Origin of the sequence: Neobacillus driksii, assembly GCF_013409995.1 — a bacterium.
GTDB classification, from domain to species: domain Bacteria; phylum Bacillota; class Bacilli; order Bacillales; family Cytobacillaceae; genus Neobacillus; species Neobacillus driksii.
The window spans coordinates 1-25,920 of the sequence record NZ_JACCBX010000012.1 but is presented as its reverse complement, the minus strand read 5'-3'; the positions used below and the strand labels follow the sequence as shown (position 1 = coordinate 25,920).

The following is a 25,920-nucleotide window of genomic DNA, read 5'->3' as shown; positions in this document are numbered from 1 at the left end:
GAAAAAGCATCGGAGATGATCCGATGCTTTTTGTTATTTTGTTCCGATAACATTTTGGAAAGCTTCACAACATTTTTTGAATTTTTTTCCACTTCCACAAATACATAAGTCATTTCTGTTCGGCAGTTTTAATCCCGTATTTATATACTCTTGCAGCCAGCGTTTCTTGATATTTTCAGCAACGATTTCCATTCTCTCATGAGCATAAGCGTAGATTTGTTTGTAGCTTTGACAGAAATAATCAACGTCAACCAGCGTTTCGTCTTCTCCAAAACTCCATGTCCGATTACGAGGGCAACCACCGTGACAAAGATCGATATATTGGCAGCTTTGACACTGTTTCGGCAGGTTGGGTTTTAGCTTGAGAAATTCTTCGTAAACTGGACTATTTAATATATCAACTAAGCTATCAGTTCCTACATTGCCAATCTTATATTGGTCATTAATGAAGAAATCACATGGATACGCGTCACCATTTTTCTCAAGAATTAGTGTTTTGGGACATGATTTGCGGTGAACACATAATTCTGCTTCACGATGCACATATACATTCAGCATGTTATCAAAAAAGCGGACAGATGTGATCGGATTCCCATCGTTGTACCAGATATCGAATGCTTCACAAAGAAATGCTCCATATTCTTCTGGTGTAATTAAGTAGTCACCCTTAGCATCAGTCTCTTGTGCCCGAAAGTCCATACATGGAATAAATTGCACAAACGTAAATTTCTCTCGTTGGTAAAATTCCATTAACTCTTTTGCCATATTTACATTGTTCTCATGAATAACCGTTAAAATATTAAAATCAACCTCATGTTTACGCAAAAAATCAATCCCACGCATTACTCGTTCAAAGCTCCCTGCTCCAGACCCAGTAATCCGCCTAGCGTCATTGATTCCTTTCGGTCCGTCTAGACTTACTCCTACTAAAAAGTTGTATTTCTTTAAAAATCGAGCGATTTCATCATTCAACAATGTCCCATTTGTTTGTAAGGAATTGCTAATCATAGTATGAGGAGGGGCATATTTAGCTTGAAGTTCAACAACCTTTTCAAAAAAGTCTAACCCTGCCAATAAAGGTTCCCCACCCTGCCAGGCAAATTTTGCTGCACCGTTGGATATCGCCATATATTCCTTAATAAATTTTTCAAGTACCGCATCATCGATTCTATTGATCTTCCCAGGTTTCCCTCCGCAGCGGCTGTAATAACAATAATCACAAGCCAAATTACAAGCCTCTGAAACCGTCTTCCACATGACACCTATACTTCCATGATTAGATGTAAAACAAGTCATAGCCAACCTCTCTCTCGATGTAAATTATTCAAATTCTTTTGGATGACGTTTTTTTAATTTTGGTATTGCATCTTCACGTCCCGTTTGTTTTAACCTTTCAGCATACATCTTCAAGTGACCATTTGCATGGAATGGTCCGCCTTCTTTCATTACCGTCCATAGTGGATCAATATCATAATCCATTGTTTTCATCATTTCATCGTGCCATTCGTTCAAATAATATACGGCTTCTTTACAAATATCCTTTCGTTCACTCGCAATATTGTTCTGTTCATAAGGATCCTCTTTTAAGTTGAATAACATTTCTTTATCAAATAAATGATAACCATCATGGTATGTGCGAATATACAACCAATCACCAAAACGAACTCCACGCTGGCAAACATGTGCACATTGTGAAATCACTAAAAATTCTCTATCGCTAGTTTCCCCACTTTTAAGAACGGATGCATAGCTAGCTCCATCCCAACTTGTTTTTGCTGGTTTATTAAACATTTCTGCTAAAGTAGGGGCTAGGTCTAAGCTATAATGTAAGCCGTTATCCACATGACCTTGATTCATTCCTGGCCAGCGAATAATCATCGGGACTCGACATGTTCCATGGTCCGCTGTTCCATGTTCACCATAGATTCCTAATTCCCCCATATTCTCTCCATGGTCGGCTGTTATGACAATGACTAGCTCTTCCATTAATCCTTGATTTTCAAGTTCTTTAAAAATCCTGCCTATATGTTCATCCATGTATCTAACACCACAGTCATATCCATCAATCATTTTTTTCATATCTATCATATTTTTGATTTCTACCGGATATCTTGGAAATTGCGGTATTGGATTACTCCAATACATATCTATTTCATGGACACTATGAGGGCCAACTAATCTTTTATGATTCTCTAATACCTCTTCAGTAAGCCACTCTGGTATAGCATCATTTTCAAATGGATTTCCAAAATCTGATGGAACACGATACGGCGTATGCGGATCCCAGTAATTTACATATAAACACCAATTATCCTCTTTCGCATTTCGTTTCACCCAGTCAAGAACCGTTGGCGTTACTTCTTCAGCCGATTCCATCCCACAATTTCCAGTATTGTAAATTTCATTAAATCCTGCATTAAAGTGCCAAGAAGAGTGTCTCTCTGCAAAAGGACTAATAAGGACAGTTCTTAATCCTTCAGAACGTAAAAATCCAGGCAAACTTTCACGTACTAAGCGGTCTTGAAAAGCACGTTTTGGTCCCTCATGACGTAAATCCGCTGCCGTACCACCGTGACCAACTGCTCCATTATGAATCCCAAATTGTCCTGTCATTAGGGCTGTTCTTGACGGAAGACAAGGGGCATCTGACGTATAATAATTTGTAAAACGAACTCCCTCTGCTGCAATTTTATCAATATTTGGTGATGTTTCTCGATGATATCCATAGCAGCCTAAGTGATCTGGTCTCAACGAATCTAAATCCAAAACTAACATTCTCATAATATGAATTCCCCTTCCCCGTACATGTTACTTCCCACCAAGTTATCACTTCTTTTTGTAGTAACTACTTTTGCTAGATTATTTAAGACCAGATGTAGTAAATCCTTCCACAATATATTTCTGACAAAATAGAAATAAAATAATTACGGGTACAATCATCAATGATGAACCAGTCATTTGGAGAGCAAAGTCGCTTACGTTCTGCCCCTTTAAAAGTGAAAGCCCTACACCTAACGTATATAAATCCTCTGAGTTTGCAACAATTAATGGCCATAGGAAGCTATTCCATGCATGAATAAATCCTAAAATAGCTTGTACTGCTATTATTGGCTTACAGATAGGGGCCACGATTTGCATAAATATTCTAATATTCCCTGCTCCATCTATTCTTGACGCTTCAATTAAATCGTCAGGAATCGTTTCCATGAATTGTCTGAATAAAAATATTGTAAAAGCTCCTGCCAGACCTGGTAATATAATTCCTGCCATTGTATTTGTTAGTCCCATTTTATTTAATATTAAATAATTCGGTATCATTGTTGCTTGACCCGGGATCATCATAGTTGCTAAAACTAAGTAAAAAATCTTCTCTTTGTTTTTAAATTTGAATTTTGCAAATCCATACCCTGCCATCATGTTAATAAATAACCCGAGAAAGGAAAATGCCACTAACACAAGTGTATTTCTTAAATATGTACCAAAATTCAATTCAACAAATAACTTCTTATAATTATCTATTAACCATTCATTTGGAAAAAGAGATGGTGGTGTTTGCATTGCTTCAGCAGCTGTTTTAAACGATGTAAATATTGCCCAGAATAATGGCAACGTCATTAATATTCCACCTGCTAGCAATACGATATAAACTAAGAGTCGCTCTGCAGACAACTTTTGTTGATTCATATAACCTGCCTCCTAAGGGATATTAATTATATCCATTATCCTTTTTTCTCAATTTAAATTGTATTAAAGTAAGTGCCAAAATAATTAAAAACAAGACAAAAGATCCTGCTGCCGCATATCCAAATTCACTCAATTTAAATCCTTTATCGTAGATGAATAAAGCGATTGAATTTGTTGACCCTACTGGACCACCCTTTGTCATAATCATTGGCTCTTCAAAAAATTGGAACCAGCCGATTAAGGTTGTCGATGCAACAAAAAATGTTGCAAATCCTAATAATGGCACTTTAATATATAATAGTTTTTGCCATTTCTTTGCTCCATCTATTTCCGCTGCTTCATAATAATCTTTTGGAATTCCTTGTAATGCTGCTAAAAATATGATCATATTAAATCCAATGGATTTCCAAGCTGCCATTAGAATTAATGAAATTTTCGCTATAATCGGATGTGTTAGCCAAGGTACCTTCGGCAGGTCAAATAAGGAAAGCACATAATTAAATAATCCATAATGATTATTATATAAATATCCAAAAACTACAGCTATTGCAACAGATGTAGTTACTGATGGCATATAAAACAATGCACGAGCTGCAGTGAAGAACTTATTCTTCCCATAATCTAACAATAAGGCAACACCTAGTGAAGCTACTACTACTAATGGTACACCAAATACAACGTAAAAAATCGTATTAAAAAAAGCCTGTCTAAACTCTTTATCTGCTAATAAGTCCATATAATTCTCGAATCCAACAAACTGAACTTGATTCCAATTTAGAAGACCAATTAAATTCATATCTGTCAGACTAACTCCAAGAGCTACAAAGATTGGAAATATTGAAAATACAGATAATATGATTAAGGCTGGCAAAATAAATATCATGTAGGGTCTATTTGAAAAAAATCTAAATTTCATACTACCATCCTTCCAACTTTCAGCTTGTAAGGAAACCCACAAGAGCAGCTATAAGCTCATGTAGATTTCCTTGCCAAAGTGATATTTCAACCCAAAGTTAGTCATAATTTTCGATATTACCAATTTGTTATATTCTATTTTTTATAATTGAACTATCTTATTTTCCATCCAAGATTTCTTGTGCAGTTTGTTCTAGTTTCTTCATTTCTGATTTTACGTCTGCTCCGCCTACTACAACATCTTCAACCATTTTTATAATATTTTGTTTAATTGATTCTAATTCGACAATCATTGGTGGTACTTTGGCGTGATCTAATTGCTCTCTAAAAACTGATAATATTTTATCATCTGCTAAGCTTGGATCCTCCCAAGCTGACGTAACTGCTGGCAAACCGTTAGCAGTTTTATACCAATTTACTTGAACTTCAGGGTCAGCCATATAGTTTATAAATGTAAGTGCTTCTTCTGGATTATCTGAGTATGCAGAAACTGATAATCCAGCCCCACCTAAATACGAAGTATTGTCTGTATCCCCTGCTGGAAGTGGTGCAATATTCCATTCAAATTCACCTGTTGTTGCCTTTGCATCATTCATAATATTAATCATCCATGGGCCGCTAATATACATTGGTTTAATCCCATCTGCAAATGCTTGTGTAATATCGATTTGAACATCTGGGCCAGCAGCTAAGCCTTCTTTAAAAAAACTAGCATAGTATTCCATAGAAGAAATTGCTTTTGCATCATTAAAGTTTGCTTTTCGATTTTTCGAATCAATAAGGTCTACTCCATTTTGCCAACTGAATACTTGTGGGTACATAGGATCTGTAATAGCAAGATCAATTCCATAATGATCCTTTCCGCCAAGTTTCACTAATTTTTCTGCTGCATCTTTTAATTCTGCTTGTGTTTTTGGAGCTTCTTTGTATCCTACTTGAGCTAATAAATCGCTACGGTAATAAAGTACACGTGTTTCTACATACCATGGTACTGAGTATAGGTTACCATCATATTTGGATCCTTCTGATGCTCCTGTAAAAAATTTGTCTGAATTAATATTTGGATAATCTTCTGATTTATCATACTTACTTAAGTCTAATAATCCACCTGCTGCTGCAAACTCTGTTACCCATGAACTTCCTAATTGGATTACATCTGGACCTTCTTTTGCTGCTGCTGCAGTAACCAATTTATCATGTGCACTATCCCAAGGAATTGCAGTAACTTTCAATTTTATTTTAGGGTTTTTAGCTTCAAAGTCTTTTACTACACCGCTTAACCGTTTCCCTTCATCTCCCATTGCCCAAACTTCGATCGTCGTTTTTCCATCTGTTGATGTCTCTTCACTTTTAGATGAACAACCTCCTAATACACTTAAAACTAAAACAAGACTTATCATTAACATTGTAATTTTCTTTTTCATTTTGTAATCTCCCTCTCACTATTTTTATAATGTAGTATTTCAATTTACTAGAGTTATTGGTGACTTAGAAAACCATCCCCTTTCAATTATTTTCAATCTTTCCATGATTTCATTGCCATTATCTCTACTGAAAATTCCTTTTTGAAACGTTTCAAATAAAAGAAAAAAAATAAACGATTTAATCGAAACGTTTCACTAAGTTTATAATAAACCCCAGTGAAATCGTTTTCAATACTAAATATAAAGATTTTTTAATTTTCCAACATATTAATTTCCACTTAAAATAAAATTGTTTTGCTTACAGCAGTTCAACAGTGCACCAACTCTGATGGTGAGGCTATAATTCAATTTTGATATATAATATTTTAATAGATATCAAAAAGGCAGGGATGTGGAAAGATGGAAATAACAATAATGACATTTAATTTACGTGTTGATGTCCCCAGTGACAATGAGAATTCATGGAAGAACCGAGCAGATAGGGCTGCTGAAGTAATCAAAAAACATGACCCGGGTATTATCGGTATACAGGAAGGGCTTTCTTATATGTTATCTGACATTGAAGACCGTTTAGGTAACTATCAATATCTTGGGCGTGGTCGTGATGTTGGAAATGAGGGAGAACTTTCAGCCATTTTCTACAAAAAAGATATACTAAATGTTGTTAATCAAGGACAATTTTGGTTATCCGAACAACCTTCTGTTCCTGGCAGCAAAAGTTGGGGCTCTGATTATCCGCGTGTATGTACATGGGGACATTTTCAATTAAAAAATTATCCTGAAAAGGAATTCTTTATTTATAATACTCACTTAGATCATATTAGTCAGGAAGCAAGGGAACAAGGAATTCGAATGATATGGGATGTAATAGGAACTCATCAACTAAAGGAAAGACCTTTTTTTTTAACAGGAGATTTGAATGCAACGCCTGAAAATAGTGTTATTACATACTTAAAAAGTAAAGAAAAGCTGGTTGATGCCTATACCATATTGGAAGGTGAAATCGGTTCTACTTTTCATAGTTTTTCAGGTGAAACAGAGGGCCATCCAATCGATTACATCTTTGCTGCAAAAGAGGTTCAGTTACATAACACCATTGTGGATAGATGTAAAATAAATGGTAGTTTTCCCTCCGATCACTTTCCAGTTATTCTAAAGTCCTCTTTATAATCACAAAAATTGCAGGTGAATATAGAGTCAATTTATAAAAGATTTTCACTATACCGCGATTTCGCTAGGTTCGTAGTGGTATTGTGATTGTTTCTAAAGAAACTCGGAGTGATACCCACCATTTTCTTAAAGGTTTTGGAAAGATGATGAATATCGGCAAATCCACAGTACTCGGCTATCTTTTCTACGGAGTATTCGGTGTTTATAAGTAATTCCTTGGCATGCTGTATGCGTATATGCATCAAGTATTTATGCGGCGGCATGTCAAAAGTTTTTTTAAACACTTCTCTAAACCGAGAAACAGATAAATTCGCACGTCGAGCCATATCCTCAACGGTGACGGATTCAGATAGATGCAAAGAAAGATAGGAGGGAAACCAATTAAAGGACGGCAGTGTCTCCATTTCACTGAAACGAATACCGTTATGATCATAAATTATGCGGACAATTAACTCTGATGCGAGTGATTGTGCTTCCATTTGTCGTAATGGATCCCGGTTTTGCCAGCTCTCGACCATCCTCAACATTGTCATTCTAAATTTTTCAGGATCCTTCGGATGTAAACGAACGGGAATGTGGATTCCGTCAATGTCATTCAGACAGGGTTGTATTAGATGCAAATAGTCCTTTAAATCAGTTTGTCCTGCGCGAGTAGGAAAGCTCTCTTCACGGAGCGGGTTATAAAACATATCAAAATGTGCAAAAGGGGTGACAGTAGGAGTCAGACCGCGCATTACTTTTAAACTTCCTGGTTGAGCAAAACAAAAATCACCAGGGGAAAAATGGTATTCTTCTCCATCGATTTCAAACAAACAATTCCCTTCCTGAAAATATACAAGCAAATAATCCAGCAGCCGTCTTTCTGGGAAATACCATGGAGGGCGGACAGCATAATCGCATTCTCGAATATAAGGTGAAAATGGATTAATCTGGAGTAATTCGTTTAAATTCATTTCTACAACCTCCATCTAGGTCAATTGAATTCAAACATAACAAATATCAAATTAATTTCACAGTCTTTTTTGATAAAAAACTCTCTTAATATAAGGGTATAAACGTAAAAGTTCAGTTGTTTTTGACAAAAAATTTCGTTAGGAGATACAAGGAAAAGTTGGCGGTCTTTCTATAAAATGATATTAATTGATGAGATTTATCTCACATTGTAAAAATTTGATTATATCGGAGGTAAATTAGATGGGGAAGAATCTTGATATGCTTCCAACTTTGAAAGATAGTTATGAATTGAATTCAGGTCAAATTGAAGAATATCAAAAAAACGGTCACGTTTGTTTGAGAGGTCTAGCTTCCTCAGAAGAAGTCAACATTTATGGACAAGCCATTCGGGAGGTAGTAAAAGAACTAAACTATCAAAAGACACCAATTCACGAACGGACCACTTATGGAAAAGCATTCATTCAGATAGGGAACGTGTGGGAAAAAAGTGAAATTGTTCAACGCTTTGTCATGGCTCGAAGATTTGCAAAAGTAGCTGCTGAATTGATGGGTGTTGATGGAGTGCGAATTTATCATGATCAAGCATTGTTTAAAGAACCGAATGGGGGGCACACACCTTGGCATCAGGATCAAATTTATTGGCCGTTTGATACAGACAAAACGATTACAATGTGGATGCCAATCGTACCTATTTCAGAAGAGATGGGATCTATGACTTTCGCTTCTGGTTCTCACAAATCGGGGTATGTCAGTAAAATAGAGATATCGGATGAATCTCACCGGACATTAGAGCAATATATTGAAGGTATAGGTTTCGAAAAAGTGACATATGGTGCAATGGATGCCGGCGACGCAACATTTCATGCCGGTTGGACAATGCACAATGCTCCTGGAAATCCAACAGACCGTATGCGAGAGGTCATGACGATCATATATTATGCTGACGATTCTATAGCTGCGGAGCCAGACAGCAATGCTCGTAAAAATGACTTAGCCCAATGGTTACCAGATGTTAAACCAGGTGAATTAGCTGCGAGTCATTTGAATCCACAGGTATATAACAGGAGATAATACTTTCCTAACATTCTAGTCCAATATAATTATAATTGGAATCAGGGCTGTCACTAGTTTTTTAAGTGACAGCCCTGCATTTACTACATAAACAATTTTCTTGTTAGAAAAACTCTCTAGCAGATTGCTTCTCTTTGTGTGAAAGTCGTCTATTTTTAAACTTTTATTGCATGTGTTTCTGACATAGAGACGACTTCCTCGGCAGTTACTTCTCTTCCTAACCGATCAGATAGATAAATTCCTTCGCTAATTAATATCGTTTGAAGTGCAATTTCTGCAGTTGGCAATAATTCTACCCTGCCTTGAAGTGCCGCAATCCAATGATGCTGCGATGAATCATAAGCATCTGGATTTTCATCTAACTGATGCCAACGGTAATCAGCTGCACCTAAATCAAATGTACTGTCCATATCCATATCACAAACAGATGTATGAAAGCTGAATGGTACATTCACTCCATTTGAATGACTTGGAAATCTAATGCCCCCTTGATTACCAACAATACTGCTTCCTTCAAATCCATTTAGATGAATGGCCCATGATTCTATAATATCCAGGGTAAGTCCATCCTCGAATCTTACAAAACCTACACCAAGCTCTTCTACATCAAAACCGCTTATTTGTCTGCGTTTTTCATCCATATCCATCTCTTGATATGTTTTTCCTGTAATTGTTTTGACTTGAGGCGTGTTCATTAAGTACAGCAGCTGTGAGATACGATATACTCCCATATCAAAAAGGGCACCCCCGGAAGCGATTTTCTTTTGGTTAAAGTCTTTCGTTCCATAGCCATCTACAAATGGACGACCGCGCCTTCTATATCCAGTAGAGCGAGCGTGATATAATTTCCCTAGTTTTTCCTCATCAATTAAGCGTTTAGCTGCTTTTGTTTCTAAGGAGTATAGAAAACTAAGTTGGACATGCAGATTCTTTCCGCATTCAATCGCCATATCCACCATTCGCCTGCCGTCTATATAAGAACCGGCAATTGGTTTTTCACAATATACATGTTTGCCAGCTTTTAAGGCCTCAATTGTAATCTCAGCGTGAAGATTATTATGAAGACATACATCGATTGCATCAAGATCATCACGATTTAGCATTTCACGAAAGTTCGTGTACGTATAAGGGATATTATATTTTTCAGCAACTTGTTGTAGCTCGCTTTCATTTAAGTCGCAAGCTGCAACCACCTCTGCCCCTTCTAGTTTTGCATAATTATCCAAGTGAACTTTACCAATGATTCCTACACCAATGATTCCAATTCTAATTTTTCTCATAAAACTACAGTCCCCATCTCACTGCAAGTTTTCATAGCATTCCAAGTGTTTCGGGCTGTTGCTAACTGCCATGCAACTTGACTGTATTCATTCTTGCTTGAATGATGTTCTATACCCAGGTGCCCTTTGTAACCAACATCTTTTAGAATTTGAAGTTTCTCTTCACAATATGGTATAACCCATGCTGCCAGATGGGTATGGAACGCATATTTCGCACAAAGCTGATCTCCATTTTCCTTATCAACGTCCCAGTTATCAAAGTGCAAAAGAATACCAAAGGATGGGTGATCTACTGCTTCAAAAACTTTCCTTATATTTTCCGGCACTCTAGATGCGCCCCAATGGTTTTCAGGTCCAACCATAAATCCACAATTATAGGCAATGTCCGCATATTCCCTATAGCGCTTGACTGTATATTCAAACTGCTCTTCTGACATGTCTAAATCCCTGCCACCCATATCAATTCGAACAGTTTTAGCACCTAATATTTCAGCTGCTTTTAAATTTTTAAGCCCATTTTCATACCACTTCTTCCTTGCTTCTGGATTGCAATCCCATACCTCTGCACAATCCACACACAGATTTGCTAAATACAAGTCTTTTTCATCCATAGCTTCTTTCACTTTTTTCAAATAATCATCATCAAAACTTGCCAGCATCATATTCCAAATGTCTGCATTGTTAAGATGATAGCGATACTTAACACTTTCGAGATATCCAAATATGTCCATTTTACCTTCATTAAACATTCCATGAAAAGAATACGAAGCAATTGAATATTTCATTTTCTAACCTCCACTTTTAATGATTAGCAAACTATTTTTCCCTGTTTTTATTATATTTGTTGAACCAGAATGATAAAATTAACAAAAACAAGCTATTTGAATATTTCATCAATTATTTTTTTAAGGGGTGGCGAACTTTTGATCGATATTAAAGGGGTTTATCATGATGTTGATCCGAAATGGAATATTGGAAAAAGCCGAGGCTGCGATACAATCGTTTTTGTTACAGAGGGAAAACTCTATTACTGGATTGATGATCATAAGTTAGAGGTACAAAAGGGTGAAGTACTACATATTCCATTTTGTTTAGATCGTGCATGGAAAAGCCATCCAGATAACGCACATCAAAAGTATACTGCTGTATTCTCACGTACTTCTAATGAAAACGATCTCCCATTTGCAAAGCCAACTAAAATCACTCGAATGAAACTACGGAATGCAGCTTATTATGAACAACGCTTTGCCTTTTTGTTTATTCAGTGGTTAGGAAAAAGACCTTATTATGAGCAAATGTCACAGTTTATTTTATTTGAACTTTTGACCTTAATTGCTCAGGAGCTTGCAGAGAGGAAATCCTCTCCTGCAAAAGAACAAATTGCTCGAAAAATTCAGGGTTACATTCTTCAAAACTTCACCAAGAATCTTACAATTGAAGAGCTTTCTGAATTAGCAGGATACTCGCCTAATTATGTAACTGTTGTATTTAAAGAAGTAATTGGCAGTACACCTATTCAATATTTGCATCAAACACGAATTAACACTGCTGTAAATTTGCTTGAAAATACTGAAATGACAATAGGTGAAATGGCCGAATATCTTGGGTATTGTGATCAAGCTTACTTTAATCGCACCTTCAAAAAATGGATGGGGGTTGCTCCGACAAAAATAAGATTATGATAAATCTTGGTAGTTTTTATATGACAAAAGGCATCCGAATGTGCCCAATCGGATGCCTTTTGTATACAAACTATGGAGTGAATATTTCACATTTCATATTTCACGTACTTATCTGATCGAAGCAGTTAACAGTTCACTGATCAATATTGATCGTTGTTCTTTCATGGATAAGTTGGAGGCATCCATCAGCTTTGTTAAATCTAAAGCCAACTTGATATTCTCCTCCGCTTCCGTTCCATTCTGAATGTGGCCTATCCATTGGCAGAAGGCGGATTCTTGTGGCTGCGGCAAAGTGATCTCTTCCCAAGTGGCCGCATTCTTTTTGGTACTGCGGATGAACATTTTTGGTTCTGGCGTACCATACATCAAGGTGCCCTCTGTCCCATGAACTTCCACAGTAAAAGGAGAGTAGCTATTGACGAAGCTGGTCTCTGCAATCCCAATAGAACCATTGGCGTAGCGGAAAACCGATACGGCATTGTCCTCTACTTCTTTTCCAGTAATGTAGCCGTAGTTAGCGCTTACACTTTCAGGCATACCTAGGAACAGTCTATTGAGATAAACCGGATGACAACCAAGATCAATAAGCGCTCCTCCACCGCATTGTTCTAAATTATAGAAGTGCTCAGGAAGCCAGCCCGAAATCGCGCCATTATGTGCTAACCGAACACGTACAAGTGTTAGATCCCCAAGCAAACCCTCGCGAATCACATTTTGAACTGCCAAAGTATAACTATCATTGAGTCTTGGAAGGGAAACGGTTAATTTAACTCCTGTTTCCTGAACGGCAGCTACAATCTGATTGGCTTCTTTCACTGTAGGAGCGATCACTTTCTCGGTAAAAATGTGCTTACCCGCCTTCGCAGCTTTGACCATGACCTCATGATGCATAGTAGTAGGCGTCGTCACAATGACTGCATCAATGTCTGGATTCTGCATAAGTTCATCTAGATCTTTTATGAATGGAACACCGAGCTTATTTGCACTCTCTCTGCCGCGCGAGGGGAGCTCGTCCCATACTGCAGCAATTTCCGTATCTGGATGATTTAGAGTTTCTTTAGCGTAATCATTGGCATGTACGTGCCAGAAGCTTAGAATTGCAACACGAATCATGTTTGTGATCCCTCCCCTTCATATGGTCTAGATTAATCTGAATCTGATATCATTCCCAAGGCATTTTCACAGAGCTGCCAATTTTCTCCATTCTGAAAAGCTCTTTCGCTTTTTGTGATAGACTGTCATATGTTTCTTGCGGAATTGGGATGGTGGATCCTCCGCCATACCAGCTTCTGTTGAAAATCATCGCTAGATTGGTCCGACGGTCATTTGAAAGATTCGGTGTGCCACGGTGCCACATCCGAATATCTCGGATTAGGATTGAACCAGCCGACATAAACACTTTTTCGGAATACATATGTTCTGCCGCTCGCACAATGTGCAAATGCGGATTAACAGTGTTATTCAATGTGTCATGATTGGAACGATCCGGATTTTGGTGCGTTCCACCAGGCCAAATTTCCATTGGTCCATTCTCTTCGGTTACATCCACTAAAGGGATGTTTAAAACTAGACTGAAAACCGGCAATGGAATGGCCAGCTCTGGAAAGAGCGGCATTATATCACAGTGGCAATTTTGATAATCTGATCCAGGCATTGGAGTATCAGACGCAAAGTAATTACAATGGTTCCATTCACCAAGAAGTTGATCAATGACGGATGTGGCAATTGGATTACAGATAATATCTTCATCAATAAAAGGCTCTTTAAAAGGTAAAAACATTTGAGCGCGATTTGTTCCTGTATTGTACCCTTTTCGATCAATGAATTCATCAAACAATGGGTCAAAGCTGTTACGAATTTGTTTGATCTTTTCTACCGAAATAACGCTATCAAAAATGATGTAACCATTTGCTCTAACTTGCTCCACTGCAATTTCCAGTGTTTCCGGATTTAATTGCTTGGTTTCTTTTTCTTGCTCAGTTAGTTTAATTTTCATCGTTTTTCCTCCAATAATTGACAACTGACACCTAAATAGAAGCCGAAAAAGGTTGATAAATTCTAATACTATTCCTTCTTTTCGATAAAATTAAATTATAATAAAGAAATTTTATTCTTTAAATCTTCTCTTTCAATCGTGGAATCATGTCGAATATAGTGACACACATAAGATCTGCGCCACCTGTTTTCTGTACGGTTTTTCTTAGAGGAATGAATCAGTAAGTTATGGAAGAAAACGATATCTCCGCTTTTCATTACAACGGGTATTTGTTTCGACAAATCTGCGCCTTCCGTTTCGTCAGTCCATGCTTCATGCTCGCTAACATCCTTTACTCTTCCATGAGGCAGTAATCCTTCCTTGTGGCTTCCGGGAATGACCCATAAACAACCGTTCTCCTCATCAACATCTTCCATCGCAATCCATGCAGCTGTTAACGTATTAGGCTTGTTATCAATATAATAATAATCCTGATGGGCCGCTTGTCCCGGAGAGCCTGGAGATTTATAGAAGTACATACTTTGAATACCTACCGCTTCATCTCCTAATAGCTGTGCTAATGTATCGCGAATTATTGGCAATTTCATCATTTGTAATGAAAAACCATCGTGTAAATGAGGGTTAAACAAACGCACCGAGAAACGAAGTTTGTCACTAATTTCATGCCCTTTTCGCGGATGTGCCCAATCTGGAAGTTTCTCAGCTGAACGAATGGTGTAAATATGAGAATTAAATACTTCAATCAAATCATTGCTACAACCATTCCTAATCACTAAATAGCCGTCTTCTTCATATTGTTTTACTTGTTCAGGACTTAATGGCGATGTACGTTTAAAAGTTACAGATTCAAACATAATAATACTTCACCCTCATTTCTATAAATTTACCGTTAACAATAATATTATAAGAATTATCTGAAAAAGAAAGTGCACCTATCAACCCATTTGTGTCCAAAATTGATATTTCTATATCTTACTGTTTAATTAGCCTTGTAATTGTTACCTCTTCCTTCCAGCTAATATAGAGTGAGTACTTCTAAACTGGGCTTTATTGGTTAGAGCTGCCCAAAACTTCTTCCCACGAAGTTGTATTACCCACCACATATTACACTGCTCCAGCCCAGAAGATTTCATATGATCAAGCATTTCTTCAAAAGTTTTATTGGCAAATAAAACAGTAAAGACACCAAATTTCATTACGCAAACACTTTCTTCCTTAAGGAAACAATTCGTCTCGTTTCTTGTGATTCAAGTGCTGCTAAAATAATCTGCAGTGATTTCATACCTTCTTCACCGTTGATAAGTGGTTCTTTATTTTCTACAATGCTTTCAACAAAATGGTTAATGACATGTGATGTAGACTGTCCGCCTTCCTCATTAGTCTGGATCTTATCGAGCTTATGATAAACGACGCTTCCATCACGATATTCTTCAATCAGTGAGTATTCCGGATCGGCTTCTAAACGAAGGGTGCCTTTTTCACCGTAAATAATGGTCGAATTATCTCCACCAGACATATAAGCCCAGCTTGCAGCAAGCGTTCCAATGATTCCGCTTTCAGTACGTAAAATACAAACTGCGTTGTCATCCACATCTGTGTTTTGCTTCGCACTCGTTTCAATGAATGCTCCTACTTCGGTAAACTCTCCAAGTAAATAACGCATTAAGTCTGCTTTATGAACTCCAAGGTCGCCCATTGCCCCGATAAAGGCCTTCTCTTTATTAAAGAACCAACTTCCTGCTCCATCAACACTCCAGCCTTCAGGACCCGGATGGCCGAAAGTAGTTTTAAAGCTGTAGATTTTTCCAAGCTTGCCACTTTCAATAATTTCTTTAGCTTTTTGATGAGAAGCAACGAAACGTTGGTTATGTGCGATCATAAGCTTTTTATCATTTATTTTCGCAGCTTCAATCATCGCTTCCGCTTCTTCTTTGGAAGTAGCCATTGGTTTTTCGCAAATAACATGTTTTCCCGCATTCAAAGCATCAATGGATACAGGTGCGTGCAGATAGTTTGGCAGACAGACGCTGATTGCATCAATGGCTTCCAGCTTCAATACTTCCCTATAATCTGTAAATGCTCGGGCAAAGTACTCCTCAGCCATTTTCTCCGCACGTTCTACGACAATATCACAAACCGCAACAATCTCTACTTTTTTATTTGCCATATATTCTGGTAAATGACGAAATTTTGCTATACTTCCACACCCGATAACTCCTACTTTTAATGTGCTCATCTTCATGTTCCTCCTCATTTTTTCTCAGTCCTTCATTTCTATTCAAATTAAAAACATTACTAATTTGATTTCAGCTTACAATATGAGACTTGCAATGAACATAGATCATATAATTGAAACATCTCTTATTTTGCTATTTTAATATTTTTCTAAGTTCGGTGAGCCTATTTCATTTTTTTAGAATTAGTCGCATCTTCCACTACACATTCTAACGTACTGCCTAAAACTTTTAGCTAGTAGGAGCTTGCATTGCCAATAGATAGCATGGAGCCCGTTTTAAAACTATAGGATAGGTTTGCAATGACGAGCACCTTTTCCTTTTCCTTTTCCAGCATCCATCTATAGGCATAAATCTAAGTGTGATCGGCTAGCAGCAAATCATAGGTGCCATGGTAAACACTTCATTTGCCTTTTTTTAGAAGTATTTTAATTTCACAGATCTACATAATCCGGATAATCGGTAATATTTCGTAAGAGGTATGGCGTAGCTCCATGGGTATACAGACGTCTGGAACACTAGAAAAAAGAGGGATGACAGCTTTCCCTCTTTTGGCGATAGTTTGTCCTATTTTCTTGGATCTACGTAATCAGGATAATCGGTAATAATGCCATCTACGTTCATTTCTAAAAGGAAATCAGCAGCTGCTTGGCTGCGAACCGTCCAGGATTGAATTTTCATTCCCAGTGCGTGCACTTGTTCAACCAATTCTTTTGATACGATCCCGTAGCTTGGGTTAAAGTAATCAGCATAAGTGGCAAAATCCTTTAAAGCTTGTTCTGTTGTGTGGGCTCTATTGGATGTAAGGACACCAATCGGCACCTTTGGAAGCAAGCTGTTTGTTATTTTCATAGAATCAAAATTAAACGATTGAATGATAATTTTTTCATTTTGAGGCTTATCCAGATTTCGTTCGATTAATTTTTGTGCTACTTCTTCTTCAATGCCAGGATAAAGCTCAGGTGATTTTAATTCGATCAAAATACCAGTTTTACCATGATAGCGGTCAAGAATCTCATCGAATGTAGGAATTCTCTCACCTGTAAATTGTTCGCCCTTCCAGCTGCCAGCATCAAGACTTCTAATCTGTTCAAAGGTTAAGTCTTTCACATACCCTGTACCATCTGTTGTTCTATCAACCGTATTATCATGAATGATAACTAATTCCCCATCCTTGCTTCTTTGGACATCGATTTCAATATAATCAGCTTTCATTTCGACGCCTTTATCAAAAGCGGCAATCGTATTTTCCGGTGCATAACCGGTTGCACCACGGTGAGCCACATTATCTACTTTTCGTAACTCCCCAGTTGTTTCTGCTGCAAAAGCCTGTTGAAAAGGACTAAATAATAAACTAAACGCCAGGCCTGCTCCAATCACAAATGCTTTTTTCATTTTTCTCCATCTCCCTTTTTATTAATACTACAATTAAAATTGTAAGGGAGAATTGTTTAGTACATATGTAGTTACCATTTAGACTTGATTAAAGTCATGTAAATAAACATAGTGAAATATTCATAGTTTAATTTACAAAAAATCCGTTCTTTTTCCCATTGAAAAAAGCAGAGAAATGTTTCCCCTCTCCGCTTATCACCGTTTCACATATTCTGCTCGATATTCATTTGGAGTAATTCCCTCGACCTTTTTAAATACCTTTCGAAAATACTTGTCATCCTGATAGCCAATCATATTAGCAATTTCATAAATTTTTAACTGACTATTCTTCAATAAGGATTTTGCCTTATCCATTCTTATTCTTACAATGTAATCGGAAATGTTCTCGTTAAATTCCTGTTTAAATTTCCTGGAGATATATTCTCTGCTGATATAAAAATGTTCTGAAATCTCCTGTAATTTCACATCCCGGTCAAAATTTTCCTGGAGATACTTTTCAATATCGGTAATGATATTATTACCTTTTTGCAGTGTGCGTTTCTTTACCTTTTTCAAAAATATGGTGATTTCACGCTTTTTCCTCTTTTTAAACTCTTCTAGACTAAACGTGCCGTTTGAATCGAAAAATAAATCAATCCGCTCTTCGATATCTTCTGGTGTCTTAAATAAAATATCGTAATGCTTAAACCATTTATTGCTAATCACCATATACTCATTTTCTAAATTTATCACCTGTTTTACAGATAAATATTTCTTTTCTGTAATGTCCTTTTCGATTCGATCCATTAATTCTTCAAAAGCCCCAATTTCTCCCGTTTGGATAGCCATTTCTATATCTGAAGAATATACAATCAAACTCTTTAATGAAGGAACTGTCTCTATTTCCGACATATAGACTCTTATTTCACTTTCAGTGAAAATATTTCTATTTAATAAAACCTTTCTCGCATGGTGATAAGAATCTTTCAACTTGGAACTATTGTTTACCGTTTTCCCGGCCGCAATTGGACAAGAGATATTTAACATATTTTTTAGTGTCTTATAGATATCGACTAAAATCTGTTCTACTAACTCGAACTTATCCCAAAAAATCAGAACAATCTCACCCTTTTTAGATAAGTAACGAAAACCAATTCCACACCCTTGCTGTTTCTTAATTATCTCATTAATAATATTCAAAACTGTAAAGTACGTTAAATCTCGATCACCTTGAAAAGCCGAGATTGTTTTTCCATTAACGCGGACAAGAGCCGCTATATAATCTCGGGACTGCTTTAACCAGCCAAATTCTTCGAATAAATCTTTTTGTGAATAATCACTATTCACTAACTGTGTTAGTTTACGATCCCTGTAAACAGGAGTCATTTCATTAATCAACTGTGAGCTAGTTTCTTTTCTCTGTCTGTCAACCTCTTCTTTGTTCCATTCATTTACCGCTTTTTCCAATGTTTGATTTAAAATTTCTGGTTCGATAGGCTTTAAGAGATAGTCAGAACTGCCAAAATGGATCGCTTTTCTCATATAATGATAGTCATCGTAACCTGTCACCACGATTGTCTTACTGTTTGGCTGATTTTCTTTAATCCACTCTAAAAGCTGCGTTCCATCCATTTTTGGCATTTTCATATCAGAGAAAATGATCTCAGGACGGATGGTTTTAATAAGCTGAATAGCTTCTTCACCGTTTGCGGCCTCATATATTTCTCGTATTCCATTTTGTTCCCAGTCGGCTAGTATCTTAATTCCATCTCGCACATGTTTTTCATCATCAACGATTAACGCCTTCATGAATGTTCCACCTCTTTTGGTATTACCGTTGGGATTAGGATGGTAACCGTAAAACCACCTTCTTCATTCCGGTTAACGGACAGATTTGCCTGATTATGATAATAAATCTGCAATCGGTCATAAATATTTTTTAACCCAATTGCTTCTCTTTGCTTGTCTTCTTTTGAAATACCATGGAACAGTTCCTGACGGATTTTTTCAAGCTGCTCCTCACTAGGACCCATTCCATTATCCTTCACATTGATTTGGACCCTATTGTCATTCTCGTGGAACGCCTCAATTTGAATCCATGCTTTTTCTATGCGCTGATCAAAGCCATGCTTAAAACAATTCTCTACAATAGGCTGTAAAATCATTTTCGGGACATGTACCTCCTTGACCGCTTCCTCGACATACAGTTCAAATTCAAACTGTTCGTCAAATCGCTGCTTTTGTAAGGATAGGTAAGATTTCACATGGTTCAGCTCTGCTGCAAACGGAACTATATCTTCCTTCATATTCATACTGTATCTCATAATGGTTGATAATGATGTCAGCAAAGAATAGACCGGAACCGCATTCAATTTCAGTGCCAATGTACCAATAGACTGAAAGGCGTTATAAAGGAAATGCGGATTAATTTGCGATTGTAATACACGGAGCTGCGAGGCTTTATTTTCGATCTCCAATTTATATTCACGCTCTATTAACTCTTCTATTTTAGCAATCATTAATTTAAAATGCCTACCCAGCATACCAATTTCATCGGTACCTAACGATTCGAAATCAGCCTTGAATTCACCCTTCTCCACTTTTTTCATGTTGCCGATTAACAACTTTATAGGGGCTGTAAGCTTAAAAGAAACAAACATGGTCCCCAGTAAAGCAAATACAAGTGTAGCCAATCCAATCAAAATGTTAATGATAGCCGTTTCTCTAGCACCTTTATAAAGGACATCATAAGGGGTTCGTTTCACGATTGACCAGTCTTTAAACGAATCTGTAAATTTTTCATGGACGATGACACCCGAGAACTGCTCATCTTTCCACTCAAAGCTTTTCCCTCCTTCCGGCTCCCTCTTCACTTGCTCAAACCACTTTTGTTTATTTTCCTTTCCAATCTCATTTCCATTGGAGGAATAGATAATCATTCCCTTTTCATTCATGATATAAAGGTCTTCGACATCTTTGGTATATAATCGATCGGCAATGGCACTAATCCTAGAAAGATTAATATCGATCGATAAAAAGCCTAAAACATCCGCTAACGGGACATCGCGAATCACGTTATGGAAACTTAATACATTCACCTTCTGGGAATTTGGAATAACAGAAATATTATTATAGCTATAAATCTCATGCGGCGGTTCAATAAGGGAATAGCCCTCAATGGCTGTTAACGGCCCATAGTAAAGGTGAGAAAATATATTTTCATATGTTGCCCTTCCGCTGATTCTTGAATGATAGTTGGTGTAGGATTCCTTTCCTTCATGTATATATAGGTGCATTTGTTCAATTTCGGGACGAGTATTAAATAAATAGGCAAGCACTCTGCGCACTTCTTCCTGATTAACAGCCAAGTTGGAGGAGACCCCATTTCGCATGACATTCATAAAAGGGGTATATCGATAAGGGACCGATGACATTTGTGCCACATCGTTCAAATAAACCGTGAGCTCTTCCTTGCCTTTCACAATCAAATCATAATTCGTTGAAACAGATTGTTCATTAAGTGACTTGGTCGTATAAAAATAAGTAACGGTGATGGCTGTCCCAAAAGGAAGAACTGTCACAAGTAATAAAAAGATAATAAGCTTTTTCCGAATACCCCATCGCATATAATCCTGGTTAGTCTTGTCTTATTGAAAAAAACTAACCTGTCCTCCCTTGCAGCATTTTTAGAACATTGTAGCACAAGTTTAATTTTGTAGAGCATTTTTTTGAGTGTTCAATATTTTCCACCCTAGTGGTCAATGTAAGCCGTTTCATAATTTTCTATAATCACTAAAATAAGGGTTATGGAGGTGCAGGGAATGAATAACGAAAGTAAGCTGGATACAGTTAAGGGGGCAGCCCTCACAAATCAGAAAAGCACGAAAGTTTCTCACTCTGTTTCTTTTCTGAATAAGAAGAAATGGAAAGAAGCTGGATTATTTACCCTTTTTGTCGGGCCAGTCCTTTTAGCTTTTATCCTAATTGTTTTAATCCCCTTCTTTACAGGTATTTATTATGCATTTACCGATTGGAACGGGGTAACAGGATCCGTCAAATGGGTTGGACTTGATAATTTCAAATACTTATTTACAGAGGACAAGCAATTTCAAACGTCCTTCATTCTTACAACCAAATATACAGTCGTAGCCATTATCTTAACTAACCTAATCGGATTCGGATTAGCCTTATTGGTAGCTCAGAAGTTGAAAACTAAAAATGTCTTGCGGACCGTTTTCTTCATGCCTAATTTAATCGGCGGATTAATACTCGGATTTATCTGGCAGTTTATTTTTGTAAAAGGATTTGCTTCCATCGGTCAGTTAACTGGAATTTCTGTTTTTGAGCTGGCATGGTTAGGAGATGCAAAGACAGCGTTTTGGGGAATCGTCATTGTCAGTGTTTGGCAGGGTGCAGGTTACATTATGATTATCTATATTGCAGCACTGCAGAATGTACCGCAGGAATTAATTGAAGCAGCAAGAATTGATGGAGCGAATAGGTTCCAAGTCCTGCGTCATATTACAATGCCGCTTGTTGCACCAGCTGTAACGATTTGTTTATTTTTAACAACCGCTTCATCCTTTAAAGTCTTTGATGCTAACCTGTCATTGACAAACGGCGGTCCATTTAAATCAACAGAAATGCTGGCGCTTAACATTTATACAGAAGCATTCGTTAATAATCGATATGGTATCGGTGAAGCAAAAGCATTAATTTTCTTCATTGTCGTAGCAGCGATTACCGTCCTTCAAGTTACGATTTCGAAGAAAAAGGAGGTTGAATCCTAATGGGGAACAGGTATACATGGAGAACATCAATCGTTGAAATTCTTGCACTCCTGCTCGGTCTAGTCTTTTTAGTCCCATTCTATTATGTGATTTCAAACTCCTTGAAACCATTTGCAGAGATTCTAACCAACACTTCGGCCCTGCCAAAAGTGTTGATGTTTGATAACTATGTTAACGCATTTGAAAAATTAAACTTTCTAACTGTATTTAAAAACTCGTTAATTATTACCATCGGCAGTAATATCGTTCTCGTTATCTTTTGTTCGATGGCAGCGTACATGTTAGTTCGAACAAAAAAGAAAATCAGCAATATTATTTTCATGACATTCGTGGCTGCGATGATCATTCCGTTCCAATCGCTCATGATTCCACTTATTAAAACGGCTGGTAACTTGGGACTATTAAACAGCATGTGGGGACTTGTCTTCATGTATTTAGGCTTTGGATCGGGTATGACCATCTTCTTGTATCACGGTTTTATCAAAGGTATTCCATTAGAGCTTGAAGAAGCTGCAATTATTGATGGCTGTACACGGTTTGGCGTTTTCTGGAGAATTGTTTTCCCGCTATTAAAACCAATTACGGTCACCATTGTTATCTTAAACAGCTTATGGATATGGAATGACTTTCTATTACCTTCTTTGGTGCTTCAGGATCCAGAATTAAGAACGATTCCATTGGCAACGTTCTTCTTCTTTGGGCAGTATACAAAGCAATGGGATTTAGCACTTGCAGCATTAGTGATCGGTATTATTCCATTATTAATCTTCTTCTTCACTATGCAAAAACACATTATCCAAGGAATTACCAGCGGTTCTATCAAGTGATTTCTTTAGGGGGAACACACTCTGCTGTCTAAATACAGACAGCAGGGATTTAAAAATATATAATTAATATTTTAGGGGGAAAAACAAATGGCAATCAAAAAGTATTCATTGGCTGCAGGTGTACTATCCGCTTCACTTCTTTTAGGCGCATGTTCGAGCGACAGTACTTCTGGAGATAAAAAAAGCAACGGTGGTAAGGACGATAAAGTAGTCGTTGATATCTTCCAAGGGAAGGTTGAAATTGCAGACCAATTGAAAGCGTTAACAGCTGAATACACGAAACAGCATCCAGATGTTACCTTTAACATTGAAACAGTAGGCGGCGGTGCGGATGGTGCTGCAGCTCTAAAAGCAAAATTCGCCTCTAACCAAGCACCTGATATTTTTACAAACGGCGGTGACCAGGAAGCTCAAGTATGGAAAGATAAATTTGAAGATTTATCTGATCAGCCTTGGATCAAGGATGCCTTTGAAGGTACTTTAGACGGAATGACCCTTGATGGTAAAGTATACGGTATGCCTTTTAATATGGAAGGGTACGGATTTGCCTACAATAAAAAATTATTTGAAAAAGCTGGGATTAAGGAACTTCCGACCACATATTCAGAGTTAGAAGAAGCAGCGAAAAAGCTAGATGCTGCCGGCATTACACCATTCTCCATCGGTTATGCTGAATGGTGGGTATTAGCAAACCACGGCATGAACGTACCGTTTGCTTATCAAGAAGATCCAGATGCTTTTATCAAAGGACTAAATGAAGGCACAGCTAAAATTGAAGGCAATAAAGAATTCGATAATTACTTTAAGCTTTTAGATCTTACAATGAAATACGGCAACAAGAATCCTTTAACAACTGACTACAATACACAAGTAACATTATTTGCTACAGGTGAAGCGGCTATGATCCAGCAAGGTAACTGGATTCAGCCAATGCTTGATAAATTAGATCCTAACTTAGAAGTTGGTTTCATTCCGTTAGCACTTAGCGATGATCCGGCTCAATCTGATAAATTAATGATTGACGTTCCTAGTAACTGGGTTATTTACAACAAAGCACCAGATGCTGACAAAGAAGCAGCAAAAGATTTCTTAAATTGGATGGTTACATCTGAAGAAGGAAAAACAGCTTTAACCAAGGAATTCAAGTACATTCCAGCCTTTAAAACAATTGACGCCAATCCTGAAGATATCGGTGCTCTAGGTGCGGACCTTCTTAAATATTCTAAAGAAGGTAAGGCATATCAATGGCAGTTCATGAAATATCCTGATGGAGCAGGTCAAGAGTTTGGCGCAACCCTTCAAGCATATGTAGGCGGCCAAAAGTCTAAAGAAGAAGCCATGAAAGCACTTGACGCAACATGGGCTAAATTGAAAAAATAAACTATACATTTAAAAGCACATTGGATTTCATTCTAATGTGCTTTTTGGTACTAATCATTTTTGGGGGGTTATGTTATCTATCATTTAAATGGCAGTGTTGCATTAATTACTGGTGTCAGTCGTGAAAATGGAATTGGAGCCGCTATATGTACAAAATTAGCTTCAGAAGGTGCAGATATTTTCTTTACCCATTGGGGTGCCAATACTGATTGGGTAAAAAAATTTGAAGACAGTCTTCGTGAGTATGGTGTTCGATGTGGAAACATAGAAGTAGATTTGGCTGATCCGGGTGCACCATTTAATGTGCTGGAGATCGTCACTGCTGAATTGGGGTTGCCTGCTATTCTAGTTAATAATGCAGCTCATTCTACAAGTGATGGATATATGAATTTAGACGCAAAAACCCTAGATGACCATTACGCAGTAAATATGAGAGCTACTTTCCTATTATCTGTAGAATTTGCCCGTCGGTTTAGACAATCCTCCATGCGTGCGGGCAGAATTATTAACCTGACATCCGGTCAAGCACTTGGGCCAATGCCTGGTGAATTAGCTTATGCGGCAACCAAAGGGGCCATTTCGGCGTTTACCCTTTCCTTATCCGCAGAAGTTGCACCTCTTGGTATTACAGTTAATGCAGTAAACCCAGGACCAACGGATACTGGATGGATGAACGAAGAGATAAGGCATTGGATTTTGCCAAAGTTTCCGTTAGGTCGTATTGGAATGCCTGAAGATGCAGCACGCCTCGTTGCATTCCTTGCTAGTGAAGAGGCAGCTTGGGTTACAGGGCAGGTATTGAATTCTGAAGGGGGCTTCTTAAGAGGTTAGTGGGTTATTATTTGCAAAATAAGGGTGCCCAAGTTTTTAAAAAGGGGTCCTTTTTCGGGTGAATTCTTATTAAAAGACACATAAATGACGTATGATTTGGCAAGCGTCTTTTTGTCTATTTATCAAAGTTTCTCGGTTGGGGGATCAGGTTAAGCACCTGAATGATTAATAGGGGGAGAAATTCCGCTTAATTCGTAATTTGTATTAAAAAAAGCTTAAACATACTAACATTAGTAGCACAAACCAAGGCCATGGTTTGTGCTACTATTTTTTTATAGTAGAAGTGAAGGAAGGTCGATCCGTCTATG

23 protein-coding genes are annotated in these 25,920 nt (G+C 37.5%); 7 read left to right on the top strand and 16 right to left on the bottom strand.

What is annotated here, in order from left to right:
* Window positions 1-33: 33 nt before the first annotated feature.
* From F4694_RS23610 to F4694_RS23590, 5 genes are all read right to left on the bottom strand, one after another.
* Complete coding sequence (locus tag F4694_RS23610; protein WP_179602370.1) at window positions 34-1,296, bottom strand: anaerobic sulfatase maturase; 1,263 nt, start codon at window positions 1,294-1,296, stop codon at window positions 34-36.
* Between the two features lie 24 nt (window positions 1,297-1,320).
* A complete protein-coding gene (locus F4694_RS23605; protein ID WP_179602369.1) occupies window positions 1,321-2,781 on the bottom strand; it encodes a sulfatase family protein in 1,461 nt (486 codons plus the stop codon).
* A 78-nt stretch (window positions 2,782-2,859) separates the two neighbouring features.
* Window positions 2,860-3,684, bottom strand: coding sequence for a carbohydrate ABC transporter permease (locus tag F4694_RS23600; protein ID WP_179602368.1), 825 nt, complete (start codon window positions 3,682-3,684; stop codon window positions 2,860-2,862).
* A gap of 22 nt (window positions 3,685-3,706) precedes the next feature.
* Complete coding sequence (locus F4694_RS23595; RefSeq protein WP_179602367.1) at window positions 3,707-4,600, bottom strand: carbohydrate ABC transporter permease; 894 nt, start codon at window positions 4,598-4,600, stop codon at window positions 3,707-3,709.
* Between the two features lie 157 nt (window positions 4,601-4,757).
* A complete protein-coding gene (locus F4694_RS23590) occupies window positions 4,758-6,023 on the bottom strand; it encodes a sugar ABC transporter substrate-binding protein (protein WP_179602366.1) in 1,266 nt (421 codons plus the stop codon).
* 399 nt (window positions 6,024-6,422) lie between these two features.
* Between F4694_RS23590 and F4694_RS23585 the strand changes: the two genes are divergently transcribed.
* Window positions 6,423-7,193 carry an endonuclease/exonuclease/phosphatase family protein gene (locus F4694_RS23585; RefSeq protein WP_179602365.1) on the top strand — a complete coding sequence of 257 codons (771 nt, stop codon included), beginning with the start codon at window positions 6,423-6,425 and terminating at the stop codon, window positions 7,191-7,193.
* A 32-nt stretch (window positions 7,194-7,225) separates the two neighbouring features.
* Here F4694_RS23585 and F4694_RS23580 read toward each other — a convergent pair whose 3' ends face one another.
* On the bottom strand, window positions 7,226-8,146 hold the full coding sequence (locus tag F4694_RS23580) for an AraC family transcriptional regulator (RefSeq protein WP_218895812.1): 921 nt from the start codon (window positions 8,144-8,146) through the stop codon (window positions 7,226-7,228).
* A gap of 241 nt (window positions 8,147-8,387) precedes the next feature.
* Between F4694_RS23580 and F4694_RS23575 the strand changes: the two genes are divergently transcribed.
* Entirely contained in the window at window positions 8,388-9,218 is an 831-nt protein-coding gene (locus tag F4694_RS23575; protein WP_179602364.1) for a phytanoyl-CoA dioxygenase family protein, read from the top strand.
* A 155-nt stretch (window positions 9,219-9,373) separates the two neighbouring features.
* Here the strand turns inward: F4694_RS23575 and F4694_RS23570 are convergent, their stop codons facing one another.
* A complete protein-coding gene (locus tag F4694_RS23570; protein ID WP_179602363.1) occupies window positions 9,374-10,498 on the bottom strand; it encodes a Gfo/Idh/MocA family protein in 1,125 nt (374 codons plus the stop codon).
* Window positions 10,495-11,283: a sugar phosphate isomerase/epimerase family protein gene (locus F4694_RS23565; protein WP_179602362.1), complete on the bottom strand. Its 789-nt coding sequence runs from the start codon at window positions 11,281-11,283 to the stop codon at window positions 10,495-10,497. Before F4694_RS23565 ends, F4694_RS23570 begins: the two co-directional genes overlap by 4 nt.
* A 138-nt stretch (window positions 11,284-11,421) precedes the next feature.
* Here F4694_RS23565 and F4694_RS23560 point away from each other — a divergent pair, with 138 nt between their 5' ends.
* A complete protein-coding gene (locus F4694_RS23560; protein ID WP_179602361.1) occupies window positions 11,422-12,180 on the top strand; it encodes a helix-turn-helix domain-containing protein in 759 nt (252 codons plus the stop codon).
* A gap of 108 nt (window positions 12,181-12,288) precedes the next feature.
* Here the strand turns inward: F4694_RS23560 and F4694_RS23555 are convergent, their stop codons facing one another.
* From F4694_RS23555 to F4694_RS23520, 8 genes are all read right to left on the bottom strand, one after another.
* Window positions 12,289-13,293 (bottom strand): Gfo/Idh/MocA family protein, encoded by a 1,005-nt coding sequence (locus F4694_RS23555; protein ID WP_179602360.1) that lies wholly within the window; start codon window positions 13,291-13,293, stop codon window positions 12,289-12,291.
* A gap of 49 nt (window positions 13,294-13,342) precedes the next feature.
* A complete protein-coding gene (locus tag F4694_RS23550) occupies window positions 13,343-14,176 on the bottom strand; it encodes a phytanoyl-CoA dioxygenase family protein (RefSeq protein ID WP_179602359.1) in 834 nt (277 codons plus the stop codon).
* A 95-nt stretch (window positions 14,177-14,271) separates the two neighbouring features.
* Window positions 14,272-15,030: a phytanoyl-CoA dioxygenase family protein gene (locus F4694_RS23545; RefSeq protein WP_179602358.1), complete on the bottom strand. Its 759-nt coding sequence runs from the start codon at window positions 15,028-15,030 to the stop codon at window positions 14,272-14,274.
* 144 nt (window positions 15,031-15,174) lie between these two features.
* The gene (locus F4694_RS23540; RefSeq protein WP_179602350.1) at window positions 15,175-15,372 is read right to left on the bottom strand and encodes a hypothetical protein; all 198 of its coding nucleotides are present in this window, start codon (window positions 15,370-15,372) and stop codon (window positions 15,175-15,177) included.
* Entirely contained in the window at window positions 15,372-16,412 is a 1,041-nt protein-coding gene (locus tag F4694_RS23535; protein WP_179602357.1) for a Gfo/Idh/MocA family protein, read from the bottom strand. Before F4694_RS23535 ends, F4694_RS23540 begins: the two co-directional genes overlap by 1 nt.
* Before the next feature lie 565 nt (window positions 16,413-16,977).
* Window positions 16,978-17,805: a glycerophosphodiester phosphodiesterase gene (locus F4694_RS23530; RefSeq protein ID WP_179602356.1), complete on the bottom strand. Its 828-nt coding sequence runs from the start codon at window positions 17,803-17,805 to the stop codon at window positions 16,978-16,980.
* 195 nt (window positions 17,806-18,000) lie between these two features.
* Window positions 18,001-19,593, bottom strand: coding sequence for a response regulator transcription factor (locus tag F4694_RS23525; protein ID WP_179602355.1), 1,593 nt, complete (start codon window positions 19,591-19,593; stop codon window positions 18,001-18,003).
* Window positions 19,590-21,410 (bottom strand): sensor histidine kinase, encoded by a 1,821-nt coding sequence (locus tag F4694_RS23520; protein WP_179602354.1) that lies wholly within the window; start codon window positions 21,408-21,410, stop codon window positions 19,590-19,592. The genes F4694_RS23525 and F4694_RS23520 overlap by 4 nt, the downstream gene beginning before the upstream one ends.
* 195 nt (window positions 21,411-21,605) lie before the next feature.
* Between F4694_RS23520 and F4694_RS23515 the strand changes: the two genes are divergently transcribed.
* The 4 genes from F4694_RS23515 (at window position 21,606) to F4694_RS23500 (ending at window position 25,612) form a co-directional block, all read left to right on the top strand.
* Window positions 21,606-22,574 carry a carbohydrate ABC transporter permease gene (locus F4694_RS23515; RefSeq protein WP_179602353.1) on the top strand — a complete coding sequence of 323 codons (969 nt, stop codon included), beginning with the start codon at window positions 21,606-21,608 and terminating at the stop codon, window positions 22,572-22,574.
* Complete coding sequence (locus tag F4694_RS23510) at window positions 22,574-23,401, top strand: carbohydrate ABC transporter permease (RefSeq protein WP_179602352.1); 828 nt, start codon at window positions 22,574-22,576, stop codon at window positions 23,399-23,401. The genes F4694_RS23515 and F4694_RS23510 overlap by 1 nt, the downstream gene beginning before the upstream one ends.
* Window positions 23,402-23,488: 87 nt before the next feature.
* On the top strand, window positions 23,489-24,781 hold the full coding sequence (locus F4694_RS23505; RefSeq protein ID WP_179602351.1) for an ABC transporter substrate-binding protein: 1,293 nt from the start codon (window positions 23,489-23,491) through the stop codon (window positions 24,779-24,781).
* 75 nt (window positions 24,782-24,856) lie between these two features.
* Window positions 24,857-25,612 (top strand): SDR family oxidoreductase, encoded by a 756-nt coding sequence (locus F4694_RS23500; RefSeq protein WP_179602529.1) that lies wholly within the window; start codon window positions 24,857-24,859, stop codon window positions 25,610-25,612.
* The last annotated feature ends 308 nt before the right edge of the window (window positions 25,613-25,920 follow it).